Genomic DNA, 23,938 nt, shown 5'->3' on the forward strand with positions numbered 1-23,938 from the left:
ATTAACCCAAATTGATGACAGGGAGCTATAGGACAGCGAAGGTACCTTGTGCTTTTGCGACGAGTCTTTCGTCCTGATACACATCGGCCTCGACCACCAGCGTGCGCCGGCCAGGGTGAATAACCCGGGCCGTGCACACCACATCTCCGTCGGAAACGGCGCGGATGTAGTTGATTTTGCACTCGATGGTCGCGCTCTGCTGGTCAAACCCATGGGCGCTGGAACAGGCCAGCCCCATGGCAATGTCTACCAGGCTGAAAATCGCCCCGCCATGGAGCTTGCCTGCGCGGTTGCGCAATTGCGGCTCCAGGGTCAGGGCAACCTCGGCAACGCCTTGGTCCAGGCGTTGCAGGCGGCAGCCGAGCAGTTCGCTGAAGGCGCTGTGGGTCAGGCCGGCCGGCAGCTCCATCAACGTTTCTTCAGTTGCTTGGCGTTGGCGAACAGCGAAGCCATGGCGTTGTTGGCCGGGGCTGCGGTGGGTGTTTCCTTGCGTGGTGCACTGTTTTCCGAGCGGTTTTGCGACTGGCGCGGCGCGGAACCTGGACGTGCGCCACGGGCACCGTCGATTTTCTCGCCAGGGGTATCGCTCATGCGCATCGACAGGCCCACGCGTTTGCGCGGGATATCGACCTCCATGACCTTGACCTTGACCACATCACCGGCCTTCACCGCTTCACGAGGATCCTTGATGAACTTCTCCGAAAGCGCGGAGATGTGTACCAAACCGTCCTGATGCACGCCGATATCCACAAAAGCGCCAAAGTTGGTCACGTTGGTCACCACGCCTTCGAGGATCATCCCCAGTTGCAGGTCCTTGAGGTCTTCGACGCCTTCCTGGAACTCGGCGGTCTTGAACTCGGGGCGCGGGTCGCGGCCAGGTTTTTCCAGCTCTTGCAGGATGTCGGTGATGGTCGGCACGCCGAAGGTTTCGTCGGTGTACTTCTTCGGGTCCAGGCGCTTGAGGAACGCGGCATCGCCGATCAGCGAGCGAATGTCGCGGTCGGTTTCAGCAGCGATGCGTTGTACCAGCGGATAGGCTTCCGGGTGGACCGCCGACGAGTCGAGCGGGTTGTCGCCGTTCATCACGCGCAGGAAGCCGGCGGCCTGTTCGAAGGTTTTTTCGCCCAGGCGTGCGACCTTTTTCAGGGCTGCGCGGGTTTTGAACGCACCGTTTTCATCGCGATGGGTGACGATGTTCTGCGCCAGGGTGGCATTGAGGCCGGAAATCCGTGCGAGCAAGGCGACCGAGGCGGTGTTCACATCGACGCCGACCTTGTTCACACAGTCTTCCACCACTGCATCCAGGCCGCGCGCCAGTTTCAGCTGCGATACGTCGTGCTGGTACTGGCCGACACCGATGGATTTCGGGTCGATCTTCACCAGCTCGGCCAGTGGATCCTGCAGGCGGCGCGCGATGGATACGGCCCCACGGATCGATACATCGAGGTCCGGGAATTCCTTGGAGGCCAGTTCCGACGCCGAGTACACCGAAGCACCCGCCTCGGAGACCATGACCTTGGTCATTTTCATGCCTGGGTATTTTTTGATCAGTTCCAGGGCCAGCTTGTCGGTTTCGCGGCTGGCGGTGCCGTTGCCGATGGCGATCAGGTCCACCGCGTGCTTGGCGCACAGGGCAGCCAGGATGGCCAGGGTCTGGTCCCACTTGTTGTGCGGCACGTGCGGGTACACGGTGGCGTGGTCCAGCAGCTTGCCGGTGGCATCGACCACGGCGACCTTGCAGCCGGTGCGCAGGCCCGGGTCCAGGCCCAAGGTTGCACGCGGGCCGGCCGGGGCGGCCAGCAGCAGGTCGTGCAGGTTGTGGGCGAACACGTTGATCGCTTCGGTTTCGGCGCCGTCGCGCAGCTCGCCCAGCAGGTCGGTTTCCAGATGGGTGTAGAGCTTGACCTTCCAGGTCCAGCGCACGACTTCACCGAGCCACTTGTCCGCAGGACGATTCTGATTCTGGATGCCGAATTGTTGACCGATCATGCCTTCGCACGGGTGCATGGTGCCTGGCAGTTCGTCGCCGACTTTCAGCGCGGAGCTGAGAATGCCTTCGTTGCGCCCGCGGAAAATGGCCAGGGCGCGGTGGGACGGCATGCTTTTGAGCGGTTCATCGTGTTCGAAGTAATCGCGGAACTTGGCGCCTTCTTCCTCTTTGCCGGCGATGACGCGGGCGCTGAGGGTGGCTTCCTGTTTCAGGTAGTTACGCAGTTTTTCCAGCAGGTTGGCGTCTTCGGCGAAGCGCTCCATGAGGATGTACTTGGCGCCTTCGAGGGCAGCCTTGACGTCGGCGACGCCTTTTTCGGCATCGACAAAGCGCGCGGCTTCGGTTTCCGGGGCGAGGGACGGGTCGTTGAACAGGCCGTCGGCCAACTCGCCGAGGCCGGCTTCCAGGGCAATCTGGCCCTTGGTGCGGCGCTTCTGCTTGTACGGCAGGTACAAGTCTTCGAGGCGGGTCTTGGTGTCGGCGAGCTTGATATCGCGTTCAAGTTGCGGGGTCAGCTTGCCCTGCTCCTGGATGCTGGCGAGGATGCTGATACGCCGTTCGTCGAGTTCTCGCAGGTAGCGCAGGCGCTCTTCCAGATGCCGCAGCTGGATGTCATCGAGGCTGCCGGTCACTTCTTTACGGTAACGGGCGATGAAGGGCACCGTGGAGCCCTCATCCAGTAGAGCGACGGCCGCTTCGACCTGTTGTGGGCGTACACCGAGTTCCTCGGCGATGCGGCTGTTGATGCTGTCCATAAAACCACCTGAAATTCTTGAAAGCAGTTCACAGGCCCGGAAAACAAGGCCTTGCGCGGCTGGTTGAGCGGCCCGACTGGCGCCGCTGCCTGGGTCAAGAGGCAGCCTATTGACCCTCGAAATCGAAAAAATCACGACAAGCAGATGAAAAAAACACCAGGCCGGCCATGGCATTGCCGGGCACTGAGGCGCGGCATTATAACCAGCGTTCCCTTCTTGGGGGGATTGCGCCAAGGGCGCGCGCACTGGTGGTTGGAGAAAAATCTGCTAACAATGCGTACCGTGCGTATAACGGCAGCTAAGCCATAATGCGCGCCAGATAAGAGGAGCATCCAATGAGCAGCACTGCACAAACTGCTGAAGGCGAAAAAATTCTCATCGTTGATGACGATCCGGGGCTGAGCAGCCTGCTGGAGCGGTTCTTCACCTCCAAGGGCTACCGTGCCCGCGCGGTGCCGAACACCGAGCAGATGGATCGCCTGCTGGGGCGCGAGGTGTTCAACCTGGTCGTGCTCGACCTGATGTTGCCGGGCGAAGACGGCCTGACCGCCTGCAAGCGCCTGCGTAGCACCAACAACCAGATCCCGATCATCATGCTGACCGCCAAGGGCGATGAGCTGAGCCGTATCAAGGGCCTGGAACTGGGCGCCGACGACTACCTGGCCAAGCCGTTCAACCCCGATGAGCTGATGGCCAGGGTCAAGGCCGTATTGCGTCGCCAAGCCGCGCCGGTACCCGGAGCCCCTGGCAGCGAAGACGAAAGCGTCACGTTTGGTGACTACGAATTGTCGCTGGCGACCCGTGAGCTCAAGCGTGGTGAAGAAGTCCACATGCTGACGACCGGTGAATTCGCGGTGCTCAAGGCGCTGGTGATGAACGCTCGCCAACCGTTGACCCGTGACAAGCTGATGAACCTGGCCCGTGGCCGTGAATGGGACGCCCTGGAGCGCTCCATTGACGTGCAGATCTCCCGTTTGCGCCGGATGATCGAGCCCGATCCGTCCAAGCCGCGTTATATCCAGACAGTGTGGGGCGTGGGTTATGTGTTTGTGCCGGATGGTACGGCAACCAAGTAACCGATGATTTGCACAGGCGGGTATTCCGGAGTTCGATCCCAAGGGGTCGGCCGGATGCCCGGCGTCTGCAATTCTGCGAGCCATGTTCGCTCTTGCCAGGTGTCTAGCTGTCCTCTATGAAAACCCCGCTGTGGTTCCCGCAAAGCTTCTTCTCCCGCACCCTTTGGCTGGTGCTGATCGTCGTGCTGTTTTCCAAGGCGTTGACCCTCGTTTATCTGTTGATGAACGAAGACGTGCTGGTGGATCGTCAGTACAGCCACGGTGTTGCGCTGACACTGCGTGCCTATTGGGCTGCCGACCCGGAGAACCGCGAAAAAATCGCCAAGGCGGCGACCTTGACCCGCGTGGTGGGTGCAGGTGTGCCGGAGGGGGAGCAACATTGGCCATACAGTGAAATCTACCAGCGACAGATGCAGGCCGAACTGGGTGAAGACACCGAGGTGCGGCTGCGTATGCATGTCTCGCCAGCCCTGTGGGTACGGGCTCCGAGCCTGGGGGATGGATGGCTGAAAGTGCCGTTGTATCCCCATCCGCTGCGAGGGCAGAAGATCTGGAACGTACTCGGCTGGTTCCTGGCCATTGGCTTGCTTTCAACCGCCTCGGCCTGGATTTTCGTGCGCCAGCTCAACCAGCCGCTCAAGCGCCTGGTGTTCGCGGCCAGGCAACTGGGGCAGGGGCGCAGTGTGCGCCTGCCAATCAGCGACACGCCTAGCGAAATGACCGAGGTCTACAGCGCGTTCAATCAGATGGCCGAGGATGTCGAACAGGCCGGTCGTGAGCGCGAGCTAATGCTGGCCGGGGTTTCCCACGACCTGCGCACGCCGCTGACACGTTTGCGCCTGTCCCTGGAGTTGATGGGCAACCACACCGACCTTACCGATGACATGGTCCGTGATATCGAAGACATGGACGCGATTCTCGACCAGTTCCTGGCGTTTATCCGTGATGGTCGCGATGAAGTGGTGGAAGAGGTGGACCTGACCGACCTGGTACGCGAGGTCGTGGCGCCCTATAACCAGAACGGCGAGCAGGTGCATTTGCGCCTGGAACCGATCCAACCCTTTGCGTTGCGTCGGGTCTCGATGAAGCGCCTGCTGAACAATCTGATTGGCAACGCCTTGCATCATGCGGGCACTGAGGTGGAGGTCGCTGCCTATGTGTCTGGTGATACCAGCGCGCCTTATGTGGTGCTGAGTGTCATGGACCGTGGCGCCGGGATCGATCCGGCGGAGCTGGAGGGCATTTTCAACCCCTTTACCCGTGGCGACCGTGCTCGTGGCGGTAAAGGCACCGGGCTGGGGCTGGCGATTGTGCGGAGGATTGCTTCGATGCATGGCGGCAATGTCGAATTGCGCAACCGTGTCGATGGCGGGCTGGAAGCGCGGGTGCGCTTGCCGTTGGGGTTGATGTTGCCAAGAGATGCGGTCTAAACCACGACGAATATCAAATGTGGGAGCTGGCTTGCCTGCGAGAGGATGTAACAGTCGACATTGATGTTGAATGTTAGTCAGTCATCGCAGGCAAGCCAGCTCCCACAAGGGTTCGTGCCGTCTTCCAGGGCGTATTTCAGCCCTTGCCTTTGGTCCGGGTCATATTCGGCCCGCTGTTCTTCTCCAGATGCTGAATGATGATCCCCGCCACATCCTTGCCGGTGGTGGTCTCAATCCCTTCCAGGCCCGGTGAGGAGTTCACTTCCATCACCAGCGGCCCGTGGTTCGAGCGCAAGATATCCACACCTGCCACACTCAAGCCCATGACCTTGGCTGCTCGCAGGGCGGTCATGCGTTCTTCCGGGGTTATCTTGATCAGGCTGGCGCTGCCGCCTCGGTGCAGGTTGGAGCGAAATTCCCCCGGCTTGGCCTGGCGTTTCATCGCCGCAATCACCTTGTCCCCCACCACGAAGCAACGGATATCAGCGCCACCGGCTTCCTTGATGTATTCCTGGACCATGATGTTCTGCTTGAGGCCCATGAACGCCTCGATCACCGACTCTGCCGCCGTGGCGGTTTCACACATCACTACGCCAATGCCTTGGGTGCCTTCTAGTACCTTGATCACCAAGGGGGCGCCGTTGACCATCTCGATCAGGTCGGGAATGTCATCCGGGGAATGGGCAAAGCCGGTCACTGGCAAGCCGATACCTCGGCGCGACAGCAGTTGCAGGGAGCGCAGCTTGTCCCGGGAGCGGGCAATGGCCACCGATTCGTTGAGCGGAAACACCCCCATCATTTCAAACTGGCGCAGTACCGCGCAGCCGTAGAAGGTCACCGAGGCGCCGATACGCGGGATCACCGCGTCGAAGCCTTCCAGCGGTTTGCCCCGGTAGTGGATCTGCGGCTTATGACTGGCAATGTTCATATAGGCGCGCAACGTATCGATCACCACCATCTCATGGCCCCGTTCGGTGCCGGCCTCGACCAGACGACGGGTGGAATACAGACGCGGGTTACGCGACAGCACAGCGATCTTCATGCAACACCTGTGGCAGCAATAGTAGAGACCGGGAACACCGGCTTGTCTTGAACGTACTTGAGCCCGGGGTTGACCACCAATTGGCCGTCGATCAGGGCTTTGGAACCTAGCAACAGGCGGTAACGCATGGTTTTGCGGCAAGCCAGGGTGAACTCCACCCGCCATACCCGATCACCCAGGGCCAAGGTGGTGCTGATGACGTAGCGCACCTGCGCCTGGCCGTTGGAGCTTTTAATGGTTTTCATTGCCACCAGCGGTGCTTCGCAGCGCCGGTGGCGCAGTTGCACCACGCTGCCCAGGTGCGCGGTGAAGCGCACCCACTTTTCACCGTCACGCTCAAAAGGCTCGATCTCGGTGGCGTGCAGGCTGGAGGTACTGGCCCCGGTGTCGATCTTCGCGCGCAGGCCCGCCACTCCCAAATCGGGAAGTGCCACCCACTCGCGCAGACCGACAACGGTCAAATGGTCAAATGTCTTCAATATGAACAACCGGCAATCAGAAATATTTCCAAGTCAGACGACACTAGCGCCCAACTGCTCACGGATTGTGACAACCCAGGAACGTTGACGAGCGCTTGGAGCCGAATTCGCGGTATTCACGCAGAATATTCACCAAATGGCGACAGATATCTTCACGCCATGAAAAACCACGGCTGAAGGGAAACTGCCTGGCACCTGGCGTATCTTAGGTGAGCCTTGGCGTTTGTGCGTCGAAGGGGTTCGACTGTTAAGTTGCGACATTTTTCAGAGCGAGGAATTCAAGTGGCTCAAAAGCAGGAAGAGGACGAAAAAGTCCGTTTGGACAAGTGGTTGTGGGCCGCACGTTTCTACAAGACTCGGGCCTTGGCCAAGGCCGCCATCGAGAGCGGCAAGGTGCATTGCCGTGGCGAGCGCTGCAAACCGGGCAAGGAGCCGCGCATTGGCGACGAGTTGCAGATTCGTGTTGGGTTTGAAGAGAAAACAGTGGTGGTAGAGGCGCTGTCCATCGTCCGCCGCGGCGCTCCCGAAGCGCAGGCGCTGTACACCGAGACCCCGGCCAGTATCGCCAAGCGCGAAAACGCCGCGGCCATGCGCAAGGCCGGAGCGTTGGGTATGAGCACTGATGGCAAACCGAGCAAGAAACAGCGTCGCGACCTGTTCAAGTTTCGCGGCAGTGGCAATGACGACTGAATGTCAGTTATCTGCTGTAGGAACTGGCTCAGGCGTTGTGGATCACGCTCGGGCGATCGCCCACACATTCAGTCAGAACGGGTGGCTGGCCAGCGGGTCATTGAGCAACTGAAACAGCCACTCGTCGAATATCACGCAAAGCATCTGGCCCGTGGGCCATAGCCAAAACACAGGAGCCCCAGAGCGAGTAAATTGCACAGGGCCAATCGCCCGAGGTTTCACTTGGCTTGGAACAAACCCGGATTGTTCATAAACTGTTTCCTCTTCGCTCTAAAACTCTCCACCTATCGGAAGAAGAGCGCACCAAATTGGTGCCAGGGCGCATAATTTTAGAAATATCGTCATCAATTCAGATACCCAGACCTATGACTGATCTACCGGATACCGACTTCACCCAACGTTTCCTCTTTGACGACAACGACGCTCGTGGCGAACTGGTTGCCCTGGAGCGCAGCTATGCCGAAGTCCTTGCCAAGCACCCCTATCCGGAGCCGGTCGCGCAGTTGCTCGGCGAGCTGATGGCCGCCGCCTCGCTGCTGGTGGGCACCATGAAGTTCGATGGCTTGCTGATTCTCCAGGCCCGCTCCGAAGGCCCGGTTCCCATGCTGATGATCGAGTGCTCCAGCGAGCGCGAAATCCGTGGCCTGGCCCGTTATGAAGAGGACCAGATCCCGGCGGACGCGACCTTGGCCGACCTGATGCCCAACGGCGTGCTGGCGTTGACCATCGACCCGACCGTTGGCCAGCGGTACCAGGGCATTGTCGACCTGGACGGTGAAACCCTGTCCGACTGCTTCACCAACTATTTCGTCATGTCCCAGCAAGTGGGCACCCGTTTCTGGCTCAATGCCGACGGCAAGCGCGCCCGTGGCCTGCTGTTGCAACAGCTGCCGGCCGACCGTATCAAGGACGAGGATGAGCGCGAAGAAAGCTGGCGCGGTCTCACTGCCCTGGCCGGTACCTTGACCGCTGAAGAGCTGCTGGGACTGGACAACGAAACCATCCTGCACCGCCTCTACCACGAAGAAGAGGTGCGCCTGTTCGATGCGCAATCGCTGCGTTTCCATTGCAGCTGTTCCCGCGAGCGTTCGGGCAATGCTCTGGTGAGCCTGGGCCTGGAAGATGCACAAAACCTTGCGGTGGAGCACGGTGGCAGAATCGAAATCGACTGCCAGTTCTGCAACCAGCGCTACCTGTTCGACGCTGCCGATATCGCCCAATTGTTCGCTGGCGCTGGCGTTGACACCCCTTCGGGTACCCACCACTAAAACGTTTAAGCACAGGTAAATCACCTGACAAACGCCGGATTAGAGGTGTTCTGACGGGAGGGCCCTACTCTTTTTGGGCTTTTCTGGCATAATCCGGCCCACTTTTTTCGCGGTAGTAGTGCGCAACTTTCTACTACAAAACGTTTGGAGCACTCGGCCATAGGCCGACGGGGAACCTCATGACGCAAGCCAATAACGCCGTATACACCGATCTGAGTGTTGACGATCTGGTCAAAGAAGCCCTGCAGCGCGGTGAAGGCGTGCTTGCCGATACTGGCGCGCTGGTCGTAGAAACCGGTCACCGTACCGGTCGTTCGCCGGTCGACCGTTTCATCGTTGAAGAGCCGTCCACCCAGGCCGCCATCGCCTGGGGCCCGATCAATCGCAAGTTCCCGGCCGACAAGTTCGATGCCCTGTGGGCTCGCGTCGAGGCCTTCAACAACGCGCAAGAGCATTTCGTTTCCCACGTTCACGTTGGTGCTGCGCAAGACCACTACCTGGCCGTGAAAATGACCACCCAGACTGCCTGGCAGAACCTGTTCGGTCGTTGCCTGTTCATCAACCCGGCCCAGTACAACCCGGCCGGTCGTGAAGAGTGGCAAGTGCTCAACGTTGCCAACTTCGAATGCGTACCTGAGCGTGACGGCACCAACTCCGACGGTTGCGTGATCCTCAACTTCGCCCAGAAGAAAGTCCTGATCGCTGGCATGCGCTACGCCGGCGAGATGAAAAAAGCCATGTTCTCGGTGCAGAACTTCCTGCTGCCGGCCGCTGACGTGCTGCCAATGCACTGCGCTGCCAACATCGGTGAAGAAGGCGATGTGACCCTGTTCTTCGGTCTGTCCGGCACCGGCAAGACCACCCTGTCCGCCGACGAAAGCCGTTACCTGATCGGTGACGACGAACACGGTTGGGGCGAGGGCGTGGTGTTCAACATCGAAGGCGGTTGCTATGCCAAGTGCATCGACCTGTCCGAGAAGAACGAGCCGGTCATCTGGAAAGCCATCAAGCACGGCGCGGTCCTGGAAAACGTCGTGATCAACGATGCCAAGCACGCCGACTACACAGATGTCAGCCTGACCCAGAACAGTCGCGCCGCGTACCCGCTGGAGCACGTTGCCAAGCGTTCCGAGCAGAACCTGGGTGGCGAGCCGAACGCAGTGATCTTCCTGACCTGCGACCTGACTGGCGTGCTGCCACCGGTGTCGATCCTCAATGAAGAGCAAGCGGCCTACCACTTCCTGTCCGGTTACACCGCACTGGTTGGCTCGACTGAAATGGGTTCGGGCAGCGGCATCAAGTCGACGTTCTCAACCTGCTTCGGCGCGCCGTTCTTCCCGCGCCCGGCTGGTGAATACGCAGAGCTTTTGATCAAGCGCATCCGCGGTTTCGGCTCCAAGGTCTACCTGGTCAACACCGGCTGGACCGGCGGCGGCTACGGTGTCGGCAAGCGCTTCAACATCCCGACCACCCGTGCAGTGATCGCAGCGATCCAGAGCGGCGCGTTGATCGGTGCGCAAACCGAGCACCTGGACACCATCAACCTCGACGTGCCATTGGCCGTACCGGGCGTTGAGACTGGCCTGTTGAACCCACGCAACACCTGGGCTGACAAGGCTGCCTACGACGAAGCAGCCAAGGCTCTGGCCGGCCTGTTCGTCGAGAACTTCAAGAAGTTTGAAGTGAGCGACGCGATCAAGGCAGCGGGTCCTAAGTTGTAAGATTCGCTGGCTGTTAAAAAGCCGCCCCTAGTGGGCGGCTTTTTTGTGCGCAAGGGAATCTGAAATACCAGCCGCGCTGGGCTGCGAAGCAGCCCCAGTAAGCCGAATGTGCTGTATCAGATACACCGTGGCGGCTGGTTTTTGGGCTGCTTCGCAGCCCAGCGCGGACGATGCGGCGTTCCGACAAGCCCGCTCGCCACAGCAGCCCTATCTGCTTAGCAATGCCGTGATAGCAGAGTGTCAGTTGATAAATCTGGTACTGATACACCGCTATCGCGAGCAAGCCCGCTCCGAGATTAATGACTCGGTGTTTTTCAACTCAAATTTTCCAGCGTCTGCGTATCCCAGCCCTGAGTCTTGACGGCCAGGTAGAGCATGCCAATGGTTAGCGGCATCTTCTCGCCCCGGCCCTTGGCGCGATGTTTGAGGAACACGTCAAACACCGGTGGGTTGAAGTAACGGTAGGCATCATAGTCGCCCAGGTCGAGATCAAATGTCTGCTCCAGCGCTTCCATGAACTGCCTGGCTTCCGCGCCGTCGCACCCGAGGTCGAAGTTGAGCGAGGTTTTAAGGCGGATGGTCTTGTGCTTGGGCAGGCCGATTTCTTCATGCAGCAATTGCAGGAGCTGCTGCATGACGGGGTCTTCTGGGAAGTGCGGGGCCAGGTTCATGGTGGGGGCACGCCGGAGTGGGTGAGGGGGTTGGTCATGGCGGTAGCGGTACTTGTTGCGGGTGAAGAACAGTGCCAAGCCTATCAAGAACAGAGCGAGGGGGAGCAGTTGAATACTAAGAATGATCGCTACGTAAGGTAGCCAGAATGTCAGGATCAAGCCGCTTGCGATAAACGTGACAGCAAAACGTTTCCTGAGTGTGCAGTCGGTGATTTTGTAATACAGCAACAGATAAAAGGCGAAGAAGATCGCCGCCTGTAGATAGAGCATTTGACTATGGCTCATTTGAGTACACGTGTAGTGAGAGGCTGGAGCGCTGCGGGCCAATTCCCCCGCTGACCTGAGCCTCTAGGCCGATGATGATGTCTGCATGCTGGAAGTTGCGCAGCTGGCGCGATATCAAATCGCTGGTAGCTTTTTCGACCAGTGATTCTGCCTTGCTGGACATGAGCCCAATTGGGGCTGCCACCGCTCCAGATATAGTTTCTTTGATGACTTTGTTCCGGTTGTTCAAGCTATCTGCCTGTTTTCTAGTCAGCGGTTTTGAAATGACCACTGTCATGAGGCAAGGAAGGTCTTGGGCGAGCATTCGCTCATACAGATTTTGTAGTCGCAGGCGAACTTCCTGCGCTGAGGTCTTTGCTTCTAGTAAGCAAAGGCTGGCAAGTGCTTGCTTGTTGTTGGGTCGTACAGTGAAACGAATCACGCTGAACGTGACCCCGTAATGGCCAATGTATTGAGTCCTTTCAAGGTCCATGGATTTCTTGCCGAGAGGGTTGTGAGGGCGCTAGTTTCGGTCAAGCTTGGTTGATTCTGTAGGGGGTTGAGTTTGCACTGGAGGTAGTTTGGGAAGCGTATGGTGCCTTGCTTGGCGATTTCCTACAGAGGCTTCCGATACTTGAAGTTGGGCTAAGAGGCGCCCACCCATAGTTGGGATAAAAACCACGTCACATTTTGTATAAAATCCCGGCAAACAGCCTGAATTCAGCGTATGTTTCACCGCAAAATCTTGTAGGGCGATTCCGCCCACTACTTAAAGGGAGTTAAGCATGGGTTTGCTTCGTGTCGCTTCGGCGATGTCTTTGTGCGCGCTGGCGTTTGCCGTCCAGGCCGAGCAGTTGCCAATTGAAGTGCTCAGTGCGGTGGTCAAGGACCAGAAAATCGCCGATGCCGAAGTTTTGTTGCAACGCAACGGCGCACAGAACGTGGTGGGGCGCACCAATGCCCAGGGCCAAGTCACCCTCACCAGCGAAGCTGCCGACGGTGCTGACAACCTGCTGATCATCAAGAAGCCCGGCTACTCCAACCTGGTGGTCAAGTGCCCGTGCAAAGGCATGACCTACGCCATCAGCCCGGTGATGGAAAACCTCGACGGCCTGCGTGTGGTGTTGACCTGGGGGCAGACGCCTTCGGACCTCGACTCCCACATGATCTTCCCTGGCAATAACATCTACTTCAACAGCAAGACCGGCACCGACGCCGAGCTGGATGTGGATGACACCGACAGCTACGGCCCCGAAACCATCACCCTGCAGAAAAAACACTACGGCGAAAGCTACGTCTACGCCGTGCATGACTTCTCCAACCGCACCAATACCGGTTCCACGGCACTCTCCGAGAGCCAGGCCAAAGTGTTTGTGTACATGGGCCAGTCCCTGGTACGTACCTACTACGTGCCGACCAACCGCACCGGCAACTTGTGGACGGTGTTCCGCATGACTGGCAGCGGCGACTTCCAGGACATCAATACCTTCACCGGCGTGCTGGTCGAAGCCAAGGATGTACTCAACGAAGTCAAACCCCTGCTCAACGATAGCGTTGCCGTGGATGCCGTGGTGGTCAGTTCCGCAGTCCAGGGTGATGCGAAAAAGCTGAACCTCAAAGGCGAAGCGGCCTACCAGGCCGGTAACCTGGACCAGGCGATCGACTACTTCCGCCAGGCCATCGAGCTGGACAATTCCTTCGGCAAAGCCTACGGCAACCTCGGCCTGGCCTATCAGAAAGCCGGCAACACCGCCGAGTCGATCTGGGCCAACCGCAAGGCGATTGCCCTGGCCAGTGGCCCGACAGCCGCCACTGTGCGTGCCGGTTCCTACTACAACATCGCGCGGATCTACGAAGCGGCTGGGCAGTTTGCCGATGCGCTGCGTCACTACCAATTGGCCAAGGAACAGAAGGCCAACCCGGTGTATGACAAAGCTATTGAGCGTGTACAGAATCGCTGATTGAGCTGTAGTGAATATCTAAAAATGTGGGAGCGGGCTTGCTCGCGAATGCGGTGGCTCAGTCAACAGAGACAGTGACTGAACCACTGCATTCGCGAGCAAGCCCGCTCCCACATTTGTTTTTGGGTGTTTTATAGATTGCCATTTGCTACCGGCTTCGCCCCCGCAGCCTGTGTATCATCCTGTCTCTCTTTTACTCGCGACCTTTCTCGATGCGCTGAAAATACCGGGCTATGTTTTAAGCCTGTTCAGCGGTCAATGGAGTGACAGCTCATGCACGACACCCTCCAGCAGGTCTTTGGTTATCCACAATTTCGCCCGGGCCAGGAAGCGGCTGTCAGCGCCGTGCTGGCCGGTCGTTCGGCGGCGGCGATCTTTCCCACCGGTTCCGGTAAATCCCTCTGTTACCAGCTCTCAGCCGTATTGCTGCCGCACCTGACGTTGGTGGTGTCGCCGCTGTTGGCGTTGATGCAGGACCAGTTGGGCTTTTTGCAGCGCCATGGTATTTCGGCCGGCAGCATCGATTCGGCGCAAAGTCGCGATGAAGCCAATGACGTCATGGCTCGTGCCCGCGCCGGCGAGCTGAAAATCCTGATGATTTCCGTGGAGCGCCTGAAGAACGAGCGCTTTCGCAACTTTTTGCACAGTGTTTCGATTTCGTTGCTGGTGGTGGATGAGGCGCACTGCATTTCCGAGTGGGGCCATAACTTCCGCCCGGACTACCTGAAGCTCCCTGACTACCAGCGCCAGTTCAAGATTCCCCAGGCACTGTTGTTGACGGCCACCGCGACACCCAAGGTGATTGCCGATATGCAGGCCAAGTTTGCTATCGCCCCCGCTGACGTGATCACCACCGGCTTCTACCGGCCCAACCTCAATCTGTGGGTGGAGCCGGTCACGGGCATGGACAAGCGCCGGCGCCTGGTGGAATGGATGGGCGCGCGGCCCAACCAGCCGAGCATCGTTTATGTCACCTTGCAGAAAACCGCCGAGCAGATCGCCGAGCATCTGAATCGCCATGGCATCCAGGCCGAGGCCTATCACGCAGGTTTACCTCACGATAAACGCGAGGGTATCCAGCGCCGGTTCATGGGCGGCCAGTCCAATTGCATCGTCGCCACCATCGCGTTTGGCATGGGCATCGACAAGAGTGACATCCGCAACGTCGTGCATTTCGACCTGCCCAAATCCATCGAAAACTACAGCCAGGAAATCGGGCGTGCCGGTCGCGATGGCCAGCCTTCCGAGTGCCTGGTGCTGGCCAATCGTGACAGCCTCAATGTGCTGGAGAACTTCGTGTACGGCGATACGCCGGAACAGGCAGGCATCCGGCTTGTGCTGGAGGACTTGCTGGCGGCCAGTGGCGAAGGGCAATGGGAGTTCCTGTTGCGAGCGCTGGCGGACCTGAGCAATATCCGCGAGCTACCGCTCAAGACCTTGCTGGTGCAGTTGGAGCTCAAGGGGGTGATCGCACCGCGCTACGCGTTTTACGCTGAGTATCGCTTCAAGTATCTGGTGGAGCCGGAGGTATTGCTGGCGCGTTTTTCCGGCGAACGGCAGCAGTTCGTCGCCGCGATCATCCAGGTGTGCAAGCGGGCCAGGAGTTGGGCCACCGTAGATTTCGACGCGCTGTATCAGCAGCACCAGGCCGAGCGTGGCCGGGTGGTCAAGGCGCTGGACTATTTCCAGGAGCTGGGGCTGATCGAACTGGAGAGCAAGCAGATGACCGAGGTCTACAGCCTGCTCGACACCGGGTTTGATCCCCTGGCCTTGAGCGCCGAGTTATACACAAGCTTCAAGCAGCATGAGGCCACAGAAGTGGCGCGGATTCATGGGATGCTGGCACTGTTCGCCAGCGAGCGTTGCCTGGGTTTTCGGCTGGCAGAGTATTTTGGCGATACGGATGCGCCCCGGCAGTGCGGGCATTGCTCGGTTTGTCATGGCCAGATCGCCCACTTGCCATCTCCCCCTGGCCTGGCGCCGCTTGTGGATAAACACTTTCAGGGATTGTGCGGCGATTTTATCCACAGGCATCATCAGCACACCGGCAGTTTTCCGGGTGCTGAGCGCCTGACGCGGTTCTTGTGTGGGATCAGCGTGCCGTTGTTTACCAAGCTCAAGGCCCGGGGGATTCCGGGCTTTGCTGCGCTGGAAGAGTATCCGTATGCCGAGGTGCGGGAGTGGGCCGAGGCGCACTTGGGCGACGTGTAAATCAACTTCAACGAGACTTGTCCATGCCAGACTCAACGCCACAGCGTGCCGACTACCGTCACTTCCAGCCGATCATTACGCGCTGGCACGACAATGACGTGTACGGCCATGTGAATAACGTCACCTATTACAGCTTCTTCGACACGGCAGTGAACACCTACCTGATCGAGCAGGGCGGGTTGGATATCCATGACGGCAAGGTGGTGGGGTTTGTGGTGAGTTCGGCGTGCGACTATTTCGCCTCGATTGCCTTTCCCGACCGCCTCGACATTGGCCTGCGGGTGGGTAAGTTGGGCAACAGTTCAGTGCAGTATGAATTGGCTGTGTTCAAGGCCGGTGAGGACGAAGCCTGTGCGGCGGGGCGGTTTGTCCATGTGTTTGTGGACCGGGCGACAAACCAGCCGGTGGCGATTGCGGGAGTGTTGCGCGAGGCGTTGCAGCGGTTGGTGATCTGACCCCGAACGCGTAAACGCCACCGAAGCAAATGTGGGAGCGGGCTTGCTCCCACAAGGGTTGTGCAGTGTTCTTTAGGTTTTACCGGTGACGGTAGTGATGCTTGTTCTTGCGATGGCCATAGGCATGACCGCGACCTGGGTGGTCGTCACGGTAGTAACGACGGTCATCACGCCCGCGATCGCGATAGCGACGGTCGTCGTCATCGCTCTTGTTGCCCATGTAGTTACCCAGCGCGCCGCCGGCGCCACCGCCTGCTGCCGCGCCGATCAGGCTGCCGGTGCTGCCGCCGACACTGCGTCCGACCACGTTGCCGCCCGCTGCGCCCAGCGCACCACCGATGGCGGCCTCACCACGGCTGCGTTTGTCTGCGCCCACTGCACTGCCGCCAGCGCCGCCCAGGGCTGCACCAATGGCCGAGCCGGTATTGCCGCCAAGCTGTTGGCCGACGACCGAACCTAGAACCCCGCCCAATGCGCCGCCTACACCGGCTTCGGTGGTGCCACCGGCCATGGCTGCGCCACTGACCAGGCCAAGGGACAACAAGAGAATCGAGGAGAACTTCATAGGGGAACCTCAAGAGGATGACGGCGCGATCCTGAGGTTGCGAGAATTTTCTGACAATCGAATTCCGACCAGTGGTGCAGGTTGTATACAATTAGCTAAGTTGCTGTTTTGACAAGGGAACTTAAGTCGTTTTTGCCGGTCTTTAACTACTTCGCAATGGCCGCTTTTATGCAAAAGCGGCCTTTTTTGTGCCAGGAACGATCAGGCGGTTTTGGCCATGATCAAACCATTCTCACTGGCCGCTTCTAGGCGAATCGCCACGAACTTGGAAGTAGGCGTATGGCTACCATCCCCCGTGCTTTCCAACGGCACCAGCGGGTTGACCTCTGGGTAATAGGCCGCCGCCTGCCCCGCCGGAATATCGAATGCCAGCAAGGTAAAACCTTTGACCCGGCGTTCGCGGCCATCATCCCAGATCGACACGATATCGGCCTTCTGCCCTGGCTTGAAACCGAGGCGGATGATGTCGGCTTCGTTGACGAACAGCACATCACGCTGGCCCTTGACCCCACGATAGCGGTCATCCAGGCCATAGATGGTGGTGTTGTACTGATCGTGGGAACGCATGGATTGCATGATCAGGTCGGGCAATTGGCCAGTGGCGCGGGTGCGTTCATGCACAAGATCCTTGGGCAGGATATTGGCGCGGAAATTGGCACGCCCTGACGGCGTGTTCCAGCGGCGTGCGCCGGCGCTGTTGCCCAGGTAGAAACCGCCTGGATGCTGCACGCGCTCATTGAAATCCTTGAAGCCGGGAATGGTATCGGCGATCAAGTCGCGGATGCGGCGGTAGTCGGCCACCAGCCAGTTCCAGTCCACGGGTTTGCTGCCCAGCGTGGCGGCGGCGATACCCGCCAGAATCGCCGGTTCCGACTTCATCAGCTTCGACAGCGGCTGCAGCTGGCCATTGGAGCCGTGCACCATGCTGAACGAGTCTTCCACGGTCACCGCCTGCGGGCCGTCGGCTTGAATATCAATGTCGGTGCGGCCCAGGCACGGCAGGATCAAGGCTTGTTTGCCGTGGGCCAGGTGGCTGCGGTTGAGCTTGGTGCTGATCTGCACCGTCAGGTCGCAGTTGCTCAGGGCCTGGAAGGTGCGTGGGCTGTCAGGCGTGGCTTGGGCGAAGTTGCCGCCCAGGCCGATAAACACTTTGGCACGGCCTTCAAGCATGGCGTGGATCGCTTCGACCACGTTATGCCCATTGTCACGGGGTACCTTGAATTGGAAACGGCGTTCCAGGGCATCGAGAAAGGCCACGGGCGGCCGTTCGTTGATTCCCATGGTGCGGTCGCCCTGCACGTTACTGTGGCCGCGTACCGGGCACAGGCCGGCACCAGGGCGGCCGATGTTGCCGCGCAGCAGCATCAGGTTGGCGATTTCCTGGATGGTCGGCACCGAGTGCCGATGCTGGGTGATGCCCATTGCCCAGCACATGATCACGTTCTTGCCTTTGGCATACATCCGCGCAGCTTGTTCGATCTCGACCAACGGCAGGCCGGACTGCGCGACGATTTCTTCCCAGGAGGTGTCGTCGATCTTCGCCAGGTAATCCAGCACATTGACCGTGTGTTCATTGAGGAAGTCGTGGTCGAACACCGCGTCCTTGCCTTCGGCCTGGGCCTGGCGCTCCCACAGCAGCAGGAACTTGGCCATGCCGCGCAGGATGGCCATGTCGCCACCCAGTGCCGGACGGAAATACGCGGTGTTGGTTGGCTTGTCGCCGTTGGTGAGCATTTCCAGCGGATGTTGCGGGTTTTGGAAACGTTCCAGGCCACGCTCTTTGAGCGGGTTGATACACACCACCTGGGCGCCGCGCTTCACCGCTTCGCGCAGCGGTTCGAGCATGCGTGGGTGGTTGGTGCCGGGGTTCTGGCCCCAGACAAAAATCGCGTCGGCGTGCTCGAAATCGTCAAACGTCACCGTGCCTTTACCCACGCCCACGCTTTGCGCCAGGGCCACACCGCTGGCTTCGTGGCACATGTTCGAGCAATCGGGGAAGTTGTTGGTGCCGTAGGCCCGCACGAACAGTTGATACAGGTAGGCCGCTTCATTGCTGGCGCGGCCCGAGGTGTAGAACTCGGCCATGTCCGGGCTTGGCAGGGCTTGCAAGTGCTGGCCGATCAGGTCGAAGGCCGCTTCCCAACTGATGGGCTTGTAGCGGTCGGTCTCGGCGTCGTAGCTCATCGGCTCGGTCAGGCGGCCCTGGTATTCCAGCCAATAGTCGCTTTGTTCCAGCAGCGCGCTGACGCTGTGTTTGGCGAAGAACGCGGCATCGACCCGGCGCTTGGTAGCTTCCCAGTTGACCGCTTTGGCGCCGTTCTCGCAGAACTTGACCATGCCGCTTTCCGGCGAGTCACCCCAGGCGCAACCTGGGCAGTCGAAGCCGCCGTTCTGGTTGGTCTTGAGCATCATGCGCAGGTTTTTCAGCGCGTTATCGCTGGTCAGCCACGCCTGCGCCACGCTGATCAGCGCGCCCCAGCCGCCAGCCGGGCCTTTGTAGGGCTTGTAGCGCGGGGTTGGGGTTTGGTCGGCTTGGTGATGATTGCTCATGGCTGGTACTCCATCGCAGGGCTGTAGACCCGCGGCGCGCTTTTCTGCGGCAGGTGGATAAGATTGAGGTTGTGCCGGCGTGCCCATTGCAGGGCCAGGCCGGTGGGCGACGACAGGCTGACCAGGGTCTGGATGCCCGCGCGCAGGACTTTCTGGATCAATTCGAGGCTGCAACGGCTGGTAACAATTGCCACGCCGCCTGCCGTCGGGATGCGCTGGCGGACCAGGGCGCCGATCAGTTTGTCGAGGGCGTTGTGCCGGCCGATGTCTTCGCGGCCCAGCAGCAGTTCGCCCTGGTCATTCATGAATACCGCCGCATGCACCGCGCCGCTGTACTGGCCCAATGGCTGAAAGGCGCTGATGCGCTGGCGCAAGCCCTCCAGCCACACGGCAGGCGGCAATGGTGCGCCAGGCAACACCTTGAGGTCCGGCAGCGCTTGCTCCACCGCTTCCACGCCACACAGGCCACAGCCGCTGGTGCCAGCCAGTTGCCGGCGCTGTTGCTTGAGGTTCCAGAAGGCGCGGCTAGAGATTTGCACCTGGGCGTACTGGGCTGAGCCTGCACCGCTCAGTTGCAGGTCGTAGATATCGCTGATGTCACTGATGATGCCGCTGCCCAGGCTGAAACCGACAATAAAGTCTTCAAGGTCGGTCGGGGTCACCAGCATCACGGCCTGGCTGATGTCGTTATAGGCAATCGCCAACGCGACTTCCTCGGCCAGTGCGGTACTGGCCGATTCCGTGTGTTCGAGGTTGCAGTACTGATAACTCTGGCTGGCGGTGGGCGCGGGCGTTGTCAGGGCGGGCGCCGCGCACGCTGGGCGCTGGGCGTTCATGAAGTCTAGTCACCGGCGAAGTGTTCAGCGTGAAGACTAGGCGCGACAAAGGGTCGCGTCTAATCGTCAGTACTGATCTACCGATAGATGACGTCGATCAAGGTTCCAGCAACGATTACTGATAGAGCGCGAAACACGCCTCGGCCAGTGCCGAACGCGGCGCGCTGCGGCGCATGATCAGCCCCAGTTTGGCCAGGGTCTGCGCGTTTTCGATGGGTTGCAGCCGCAGGTGTTCGGTCAGGGCGTCGAGGCCGCCGTCCAGGGGCATCACCGCACAACACAGGCCGCCGTGCACGGCCTGCAGCAACTGATGGACGGCATCGGTTTGCAGCAACGGTTGTGGCGTCAGGCCCCGGCTGTGGAAGTTATGGTCGATGGATTGGCGAAAGTGCATGCCGCTGGTGAGCATGCCCAGAGGCAGCTCGATCAGCGCCTCCCAGCTCAGGGGCCTTTCGCCAAAACTGAAGAACCGTTGGTCGTACAGCAGGCCCATGCGGGTTTCGTCCAGGGCCAGGGAGTCAAAGCGCTCGGCGTCCAGGCGCTCAAGGTAGGACACGCCCAGGTCCAGGCGATTGCTCGCCAGTTGCTCAAGGATCTGTTCAGAACTCAACGCCGACAACTCAAAGCGCAGGCTGGGGTGTTGCTTGTGCAGTTGTTGCATCAAGGCCAGTGGATCAAAGCTCGACAGCGGCACCACGCCCAGGCGCAATGTCCCCACCAGGTTGCCCCGGCAGGCTGCCGCCTCGGCCTGCAGGCCGTCATAGGCTGCCAGCACCGTACGCGCCCACGCCAGCACCCGTTCGCCTGGGGCGGTAAAGCCCTCAAAGCGCTGGCCGCGATTGACCAGCGGCAGTTCCAGCTCTTCTTCCAGGCTGCGCAAGCGCATCGACAGCGTCGGCTGGGTAATGTGGCAGCGCGCGGCGGCCTGGCCGAAGTGACGGGTTTCGTCGAGGGCGATGAGGAATTTCAGTTGTTTGATGTCCATCTTCGCTCCGGGGCTCTTATTCCAATGGCGTAGGGATTCTAGCGCGTTTGCGTCATTGGTCGGACTGGAACCAAGGTCTGTAAGACTGGTCTAGTCTTTGGCATCTGGAAACCCAATCCCAAGGAGAGCGCACTATGAGTCTTTTTAGCTTTATCAAAGAAGCCGGCGAAAAAATCGTTGATCTGTTGACGCCGGGTAATGCGAACGCGAGTGAGCAGTTGAAGGATCACGTTGCCAAGGTTGGTCTGGGTAACCCGAATGTGCAGACCACGGTGGACGGCGACAAGGTGACGGTCACCGGTGAAGTCGCCAGCCAGGAAGAGAAAGAGAAGATTCTGTTGGCGCTGGGCAATATTGCCGGCGTGGCTACTGTTGACGATCAGATTACCGTGGCCCCAGGGGCCGTAGTGGTGGCTTCGCGCTTTGTCGTGGTGAAAAGCGGCGATACCCTCAGTGCGATCTCCAAGACCGTTTATGGCGATGCCAACAAGTACAACAAAATCTTCGAGGCCAACAAGCCGCTACTGTCGCACCCGGACAAAATCTACCCAGGGCAGACGCTGCGTATTCCTGAGTAAGCTTGTCCCCTTGTAGGAGCGAGCTTGCTCGCGAAGGTCGTTAACGATGACGCGGACATCCTGAATGAAAGCGCTGTCTAGACGTTTTTCGCGAGCAAGCTCGCTCCTACAACGGTAATCCTGAAATCAATTCCCGGTAATCCCCCACAGCAGCAAACTCCGCCGTATCCTTAGGCCCCTTGCGGCTGTCCGGCTGTTTGACCGCCAGCAAATGCCCTACGCCAAAATCCCGTGCACTGCGCAGAATCGGCAACGTATCGTCGATAAACAGGCTGCGCGCCGGGTCGAAGTCGATGTCCGCTTGCAATGCGTCCCAGAACTGCGGGTTTTCCTTGGCAAAACCATAGTCATGGGAGCTGATCAGGCGCTCGAAATATGGCGCCAACTCAATGCGTTCCAGCTTCAACGACAGCGAGTCGCGGTGGGCATTGGTGATCAGGATCACGCGTTTTCCGGCCTGTTTGATGGCTGCCAGGAAGGTATCGGCATCCGGTCGCAGGGCGATCAGGTGGGCGGTTTCCAGCTTGAGTTCGCGCACCGGGATCTTCAATTCGGCGCTCCAGAAGTCCAGGCAATACCATTGCAACTGTCCGGCGTTACGCTCGAACAGCGGCTGCAATTCCATCTCGGCCATGGCCTGGCTCACCCCGTGCAGTTCGGCATAGCGCCGGGGCAGGTGCTCCATCCAGAAGTGGTTGTCGAAATGCAGGTCGAGCAAAGTGCCGTCCATGTCCAGCAGGACGGTATCGATATCGGACCAGGGCAATGGAGGCATGGTGGGTTCTCAAGCAGGTAAGTAAATATATCCGACACAGACAATCGGAAAAGCCACGGTATAGTAACCCGATCACGCCAAGGAGCCCTTTATGCGCCAGAAACCCACCGTCCTCGCCCGCGAAATTGTCGCCAGTAGCCGTTTGTTCCGCGTGGAGCAAGTGCAGTTGCGCTTCTCCAATGGCGTTGAGCGGATCTACGAGCGCCTGGTGGGCCGTGGCGCAGGGTATGGCGCGGTGATGATCGTGGCGATGATCGACGCTGACCACGCGCTGCTGGTGGAAGAATACTGCGGCGGCACCGATGAATATGAGCTGTCCTTGCCCAAGGGCCTGATCGAACCGGGCGAAGACGTGCTGGCGGCGGCCGACCGTGAACTCAAGGAAGAGGCGGGCTACGGCGCACGGCAGTTGGAGCACTTGACCGAACTGTCCCTTTCCCCCGGCTACATGAGCCAGAAAATCCAGGTGGTGCTGGCCACCGATCTGTACGAAGAACGCCTAGAAGGTGACGAGCCCGAGCCGATGCGCGTGGACCGGGTCAACCTGCGCGAGCTTGCGCAACTGGCGCAGAACGCGCAGTTCAGCGAAGGCCGTGCCCTGGCCGCGTTGTACCTGGTGCGAGACCTGCTGACCCAGCGCGGAGCGTACCAGCCATGAGCGAGTTGTTCCTCGGCCACCCGTACATTGCTCCGGTGATTGAACTGGCCCGCCAGGCCGGCGAGGTCATCCTGCCGTACTGGCGCGCCGATGTGGCCGTGACGGCCAAGGCGGATGATTCGCCGGTCACCGCCGCCGACCTGGCCGCCCATCACCTGATTCTCGCCGGCCTCACCGCGCTGGACCCGAGCATCCCGGTGCTGTCGGAAGAAGACGCCGATATCGACCAGAGCGTGCGCGCTGGCTGGCAGCGCTGGTGGCTGGTGGACCCGCTGGATGGCACCAAGGAATTTATCAGCGGCAGTGAAGAATTTACCGTCAACATTGCCTTGATCGAACACGGGCGGGTGGTGTTTGGCGTGGTGTCGATGCCCACTAGCGGCCGCTGTTACTTCGGTGGTGCCGGCCTTGGGGCGTGGCGCTCCGATGTGAATGCTGCGCCCCGGCAGATCCAGGTGCGGCAGAAACCCGCCGTAGGCGAGGCGTTTACTGTGGTTGCCAGCCGTCGCCATACCAGCCCTGAGCAGGAGCGCTTGCTCGACGGTTTGAGTGAAGGGTTGGGGGCGTTGAAACTGGCCAATATCGGCAGCTCCCTGAAATTTTGCCTGTTGGCCGAAGGCAGCGCCGATTGCTATCCACGCCTGGCGCCGACCTCACAGTGGGACACCGCCGCCGCCCAAGGCGTGCTGGAGGGCGCAGGCGGCGAAGTGTTGGAGTTGAATGGCCAGCCGTTCAGCTACCCGGCGCGTGCGTCGCTGTTGAACCCGTTCTTCCTGGCCTTGCCGGCCAAGGCTGCGTGGCGCGAGCGCTTGCTGGCGCTGGCCCGTTCTTGAAGGCAATGCAGAACAAAATGTGGGAGCGGGCTTGCTCGCGAATGCGGCAGGTCAGTCAGCACATGTATTGACTGACACTCCGCTATCGCGAGCAAGCCCGCTCCCACATAAGCCCTGTGCCCACATTGGTTATGCGTTGTGGGGT

Annotated in this window: 22 protein-coding genes and 1 pseudogene; 11 read left to right on the top strand and 12 right to left on the bottom strand. The window is 59.8% G+C overall.

What is annotated here, in order from left to right; genetic code table 11:
* Nucleotides 1–25: 25 nt before the first annotated feature.
* Both BFQ03_RS27915 and BFQ03_RS27920 read right to left on the bottom strand, forming a co-directional pair.
* Nucleotides 26–409, bottom strand: a complete 384-nt coding sequence (locus tag BFQ03_RS27915; protein WP_050593283.1) for a PaaI family thioesterase — start codon at nucleotides 407–409, stop codon at nucleotides 26–28.
* Nucleotides 409–2,745, bottom strand: a complete 2,337-nt coding sequence (locus BFQ03_RS27920) for a Tex family protein (RefSeq protein ID WP_065944483.1) — start codon at nucleotides 2,743–2,745, stop codon at nucleotides 409–411. The genes BFQ03_RS27915 and BFQ03_RS27920 overlap by 1 nt, the downstream gene beginning before the upstream one ends.
* 335 nt (nucleotides 2,746–3,080) lie before the next feature.
* On the opposite strand from BFQ03_RS27920, the gene ompR reads away from it, so the two are divergent.
* Together ompR and BFQ03_RS27930 are read left to right on the top strand one after the other, a co-directional pair.
* Nucleotides 3,081–3,821, top strand: coding sequence for an osmolarity response regulator transcription factor OmpR (ompR, locus tag BFQ03_RS27925; protein ID WP_032856582.1), 741 nt, complete (start codon nucleotides 3,081–3,083; stop codon nucleotides 3,819–3,821).
* A 116-nt stretch (nucleotides 3,822–3,937) separates the two neighbouring features.
* On the top strand, nucleotides 3,938–5,251 hold the full coding sequence (locus tag BFQ03_RS27930; RefSeq protein WP_032856583.1) for an ATP-binding protein: 1,314 nt from the start codon (nucleotides 3,938–3,940) through the stop codon (nucleotides 5,249–5,251).
* Nucleotides 5,252–5,387: 136 nt separating this feature from the next.
* On the opposite strand, the gene rimK is transcribed toward BFQ03_RS27930, so the two are convergent.
* Together rimK and BFQ03_RS27940 are read right to left on the bottom strand one after the other, a co-directional pair.
* On the bottom strand, nucleotides 5,388–6,293 hold the full coding sequence (gene rimK, locus BFQ03_RS27935; protein WP_010567113.1) for a 30S ribosomal protein S6--L-glutamate ligase: 906 nt from the start codon (nucleotides 6,291–6,293) through the stop codon (nucleotides 5,388–5,390).
* Entirely contained in the window at nucleotides 6,290–6,739 is a 450-nt protein-coding gene (locus tag BFQ03_RS27940) for a retropepsin-like aspartic endopeptidase RimB (protein ID WP_169851488.1), read from the bottom strand. Before BFQ03_RS27940 ends, rimK begins: the two co-directional genes overlap by 4 nt.
* Before the next feature lie 315 nt (nucleotides 6,740–7,054).
* On the opposite strand from BFQ03_RS27940, the gene BFQ03_RS27945 reads away from it, so the two are divergent.
* The gene (locus BFQ03_RS27945) at nucleotides 7,055–7,462 is read left to right on the top strand and encodes an RNA-binding S4 domain-containing protein (protein WP_032856584.1); all 408 of its coding nucleotides are present in this window, start codon (nucleotides 7,055–7,057) and stop codon (nucleotides 7,460–7,462) included.
* A 75-nt stretch (nucleotides 7,463–7,537) separates the two neighbouring features.
* On the opposite strand, the pseudogene BFQ03_RS30945 reads toward BFQ03_RS27945, so the two are convergent.
* Nucleotides 7,538–7,668, bottom strand: a pseudogene (locus BFQ03_RS30945) (phosphoesterase); the annotation flags it as partial.
* 159 nt (nucleotides 7,669–7,827) lie between these two features.
* Between BFQ03_RS30945 and hslO the strand changes: the two are divergent.
* A complete protein-coding gene (gene hslO / locus BFQ03_RS27950; RefSeq protein WP_029299788.1) occupies nucleotides 7,828–8,730 on the top strand; it encodes an Hsp33 family molecular chaperone HslO in 903 nt (300 codons plus the stop codon).
* 179 nt (nucleotides 8,731–8,909) lie between these two features.
* On the top strand, nucleotides 8,910–10,451 hold the full coding sequence (locus BFQ03_RS27955; RefSeq protein WP_032856585.1) for a phosphoenolpyruvate carboxykinase: 1,542 nt from the start codon (nucleotides 8,910–8,912) through the stop codon (nucleotides 10,449–10,451).
* Between the two features lie 314 nt (nucleotides 10,452–10,765).
* Here the strand turns inward: BFQ03_RS27955 and BFQ03_RS31150 are convergent, their stop codons facing one another.
* Both BFQ03_RS31150 and BFQ03_RS27965 read right to left on the bottom strand, forming a co-directional pair.
* On the bottom strand, nucleotides 10,766–11,122 hold the full coding sequence (locus BFQ03_RS31150) for a DUF1493 family protein (RefSeq protein ID WP_032856623.1): 357 nt from the start codon (nucleotides 11,120–11,122) through the stop codon (nucleotides 10,766–10,768).
* Between the two features lie 274 nt (nucleotides 11,123–11,396).
* Nucleotides 11,397–11,879 carry a hypothetical protein gene (locus BFQ03_RS27965; protein ID WP_032856586.1) on the bottom strand — a complete coding sequence of 161 codons (483 nt, stop codon included), beginning with the start codon at nucleotides 11,877–11,879 and terminating at the stop codon, nucleotides 11,397–11,399.
* A gap of 292 nt (nucleotides 11,880–12,171) precedes the next feature.
* Here BFQ03_RS27965 and BFQ03_RS27970 point away from each other — a divergent pair, with 292 nt between their 5' ends.
* From BFQ03_RS27970 to BFQ03_RS27980, 3 genes are all read left to right on the top strand, one after another.
* Nucleotides 12,172–13,347 (top strand): tetratricopeptide repeat protein, encoded by a 1,176-nt coding sequence (locus BFQ03_RS27970; protein WP_032856587.1) that lies wholly within the window; start codon nucleotides 12,172–12,174, stop codon nucleotides 13,345–13,347.
* 273 nt (nucleotides 13,348–13,620) lie between these two features.
* The gene (locus BFQ03_RS27975) at nucleotides 13,621–15,558 is read left to right on the top strand and encodes a RecQ family ATP-dependent DNA helicase (protein WP_065944484.1); all 1,938 of its coding nucleotides are present in this window, start codon (nucleotides 13,621–13,623) and stop codon (nucleotides 15,556–15,558) included.
* Nucleotides 15,559–15,581: 23 nt separating this feature from the next.
* Nucleotides 15,582–16,013 (top strand): acyl-CoA thioesterase, encoded by a 432-nt coding sequence (locus tag BFQ03_RS27980; protein WP_065944485.1) that lies wholly within the window; start codon nucleotides 15,582–15,584, stop codon nucleotides 16,011–16,013.
* 79 nt (nucleotides 16,014–16,092) lie between these two features.
* On the opposite strand, the gene BFQ03_RS27985 is transcribed toward BFQ03_RS27980, so the two are convergent.
* From BFQ03_RS27985 to BFQ03_RS28000, 4 genes are all read right to left on the bottom strand, one after another.
* On the bottom strand, nucleotides 16,093–16,578 hold the full coding sequence (locus tag BFQ03_RS27985) for a glycine zipper domain-containing protein (RefSeq protein ID WP_032856590.1): 486 nt from the start codon (nucleotides 16,576–16,578) through the stop codon (nucleotides 16,093–16,095).
* A 201-nt stretch (nucleotides 16,579–16,779) separates the two neighbouring features.
* Nucleotides 16,780–19,128: an FdhF/YdeP family oxidoreductase gene (locus BFQ03_RS27990; RefSeq protein WP_032856591.1), complete on the bottom strand. Its 2,349-nt coding sequence runs from the start codon at nucleotides 19,126–19,128 to the stop codon at nucleotides 16,780–16,782.
* Nucleotides 19,125–19,964: a formate dehydrogenase accessory sulfurtransferase FdhD gene (gene fdhD / locus BFQ03_RS27995; RefSeq protein WP_065944486.1), complete on the bottom strand. Its 840-nt coding sequence runs from the start codon at nucleotides 19,962–19,964 to the stop codon at nucleotides 19,125–19,127. The genes BFQ03_RS27990 and fdhD overlap by 4 nt, the downstream gene beginning before the upstream one ends.
* 115 nt (nucleotides 19,965–20,079) lie before the next feature.
* Entirely contained in the window at nucleotides 20,080–20,949 is an 870-nt protein-coding gene (locus BFQ03_RS28000; RefSeq protein ID WP_032856593.1) for a LysR family transcriptional regulator, read from the bottom strand.
* A gap of 134 nt (nucleotides 20,950–21,083) precedes the next feature.
* Here BFQ03_RS28000 and lysM point away from each other — a divergent pair, with 134 nt between their 5' ends.
* Entirely contained in the window at nucleotides 21,084–21,527 is a 444-nt protein-coding gene (lysM, locus tag BFQ03_RS28005; protein WP_032856594.1) for a peptidoglycan-binding protein LysM, read from the top strand.
* A 106-nt stretch (nucleotides 21,528–21,633) separates the two neighbouring features.
* Here lysM and yrfG read toward each other — a convergent pair whose 3' ends face one another.
* The gene (yrfG, locus tag BFQ03_RS28010; protein WP_032856595.1) at nucleotides 21,634–22,302 is read right to left on the bottom strand and encodes a GMP/IMP nucleotidase; all 669 of its coding nucleotides are present in this window, start codon (nucleotides 22,300–22,302) and stop codon (nucleotides 21,634–21,636) included.
* A gap of 91 nt (nucleotides 22,303–22,393) precedes the next feature.
* Between yrfG and nudE the strand changes: the two genes are divergently transcribed.
* The gene (gene nudE, locus BFQ03_RS28015) at nucleotides 22,394–22,960 is read left to right on the top strand and encodes an ADP compounds hydrolase NudE (RefSeq protein ID WP_065944487.1); all 567 of its coding nucleotides are present in this window, start codon (nucleotides 22,394–22,396) and stop codon (nucleotides 22,958–22,960) included.
* Nucleotides 22,957–23,793, top strand: coding sequence for a 3'(2'),5'-bisphosphate nucleotidase CysQ (gene cysQ / locus BFQ03_RS28020; RefSeq protein WP_032856597.1), 837 nt, complete (start codon nucleotides 22,957–22,959; stop codon nucleotides 23,791–23,793). Before nudE ends, cysQ begins: the two co-directional genes overlap by 4 nt.
* Nucleotides 23,794–23,938: the final 145 nt, after the last annotated feature.

Origin of the sequence: Pseudomonas sp. 25 R 14 (assembly GCF_900004755.1) — a bacterium.
Classification (GTDB): Bacteria; Pseudomonadota; Gammaproteobacteria; order Pseudomonadales; family Pseudomonadaceae; genus Aquipseudomonas; species Aquipseudomonas brenneri.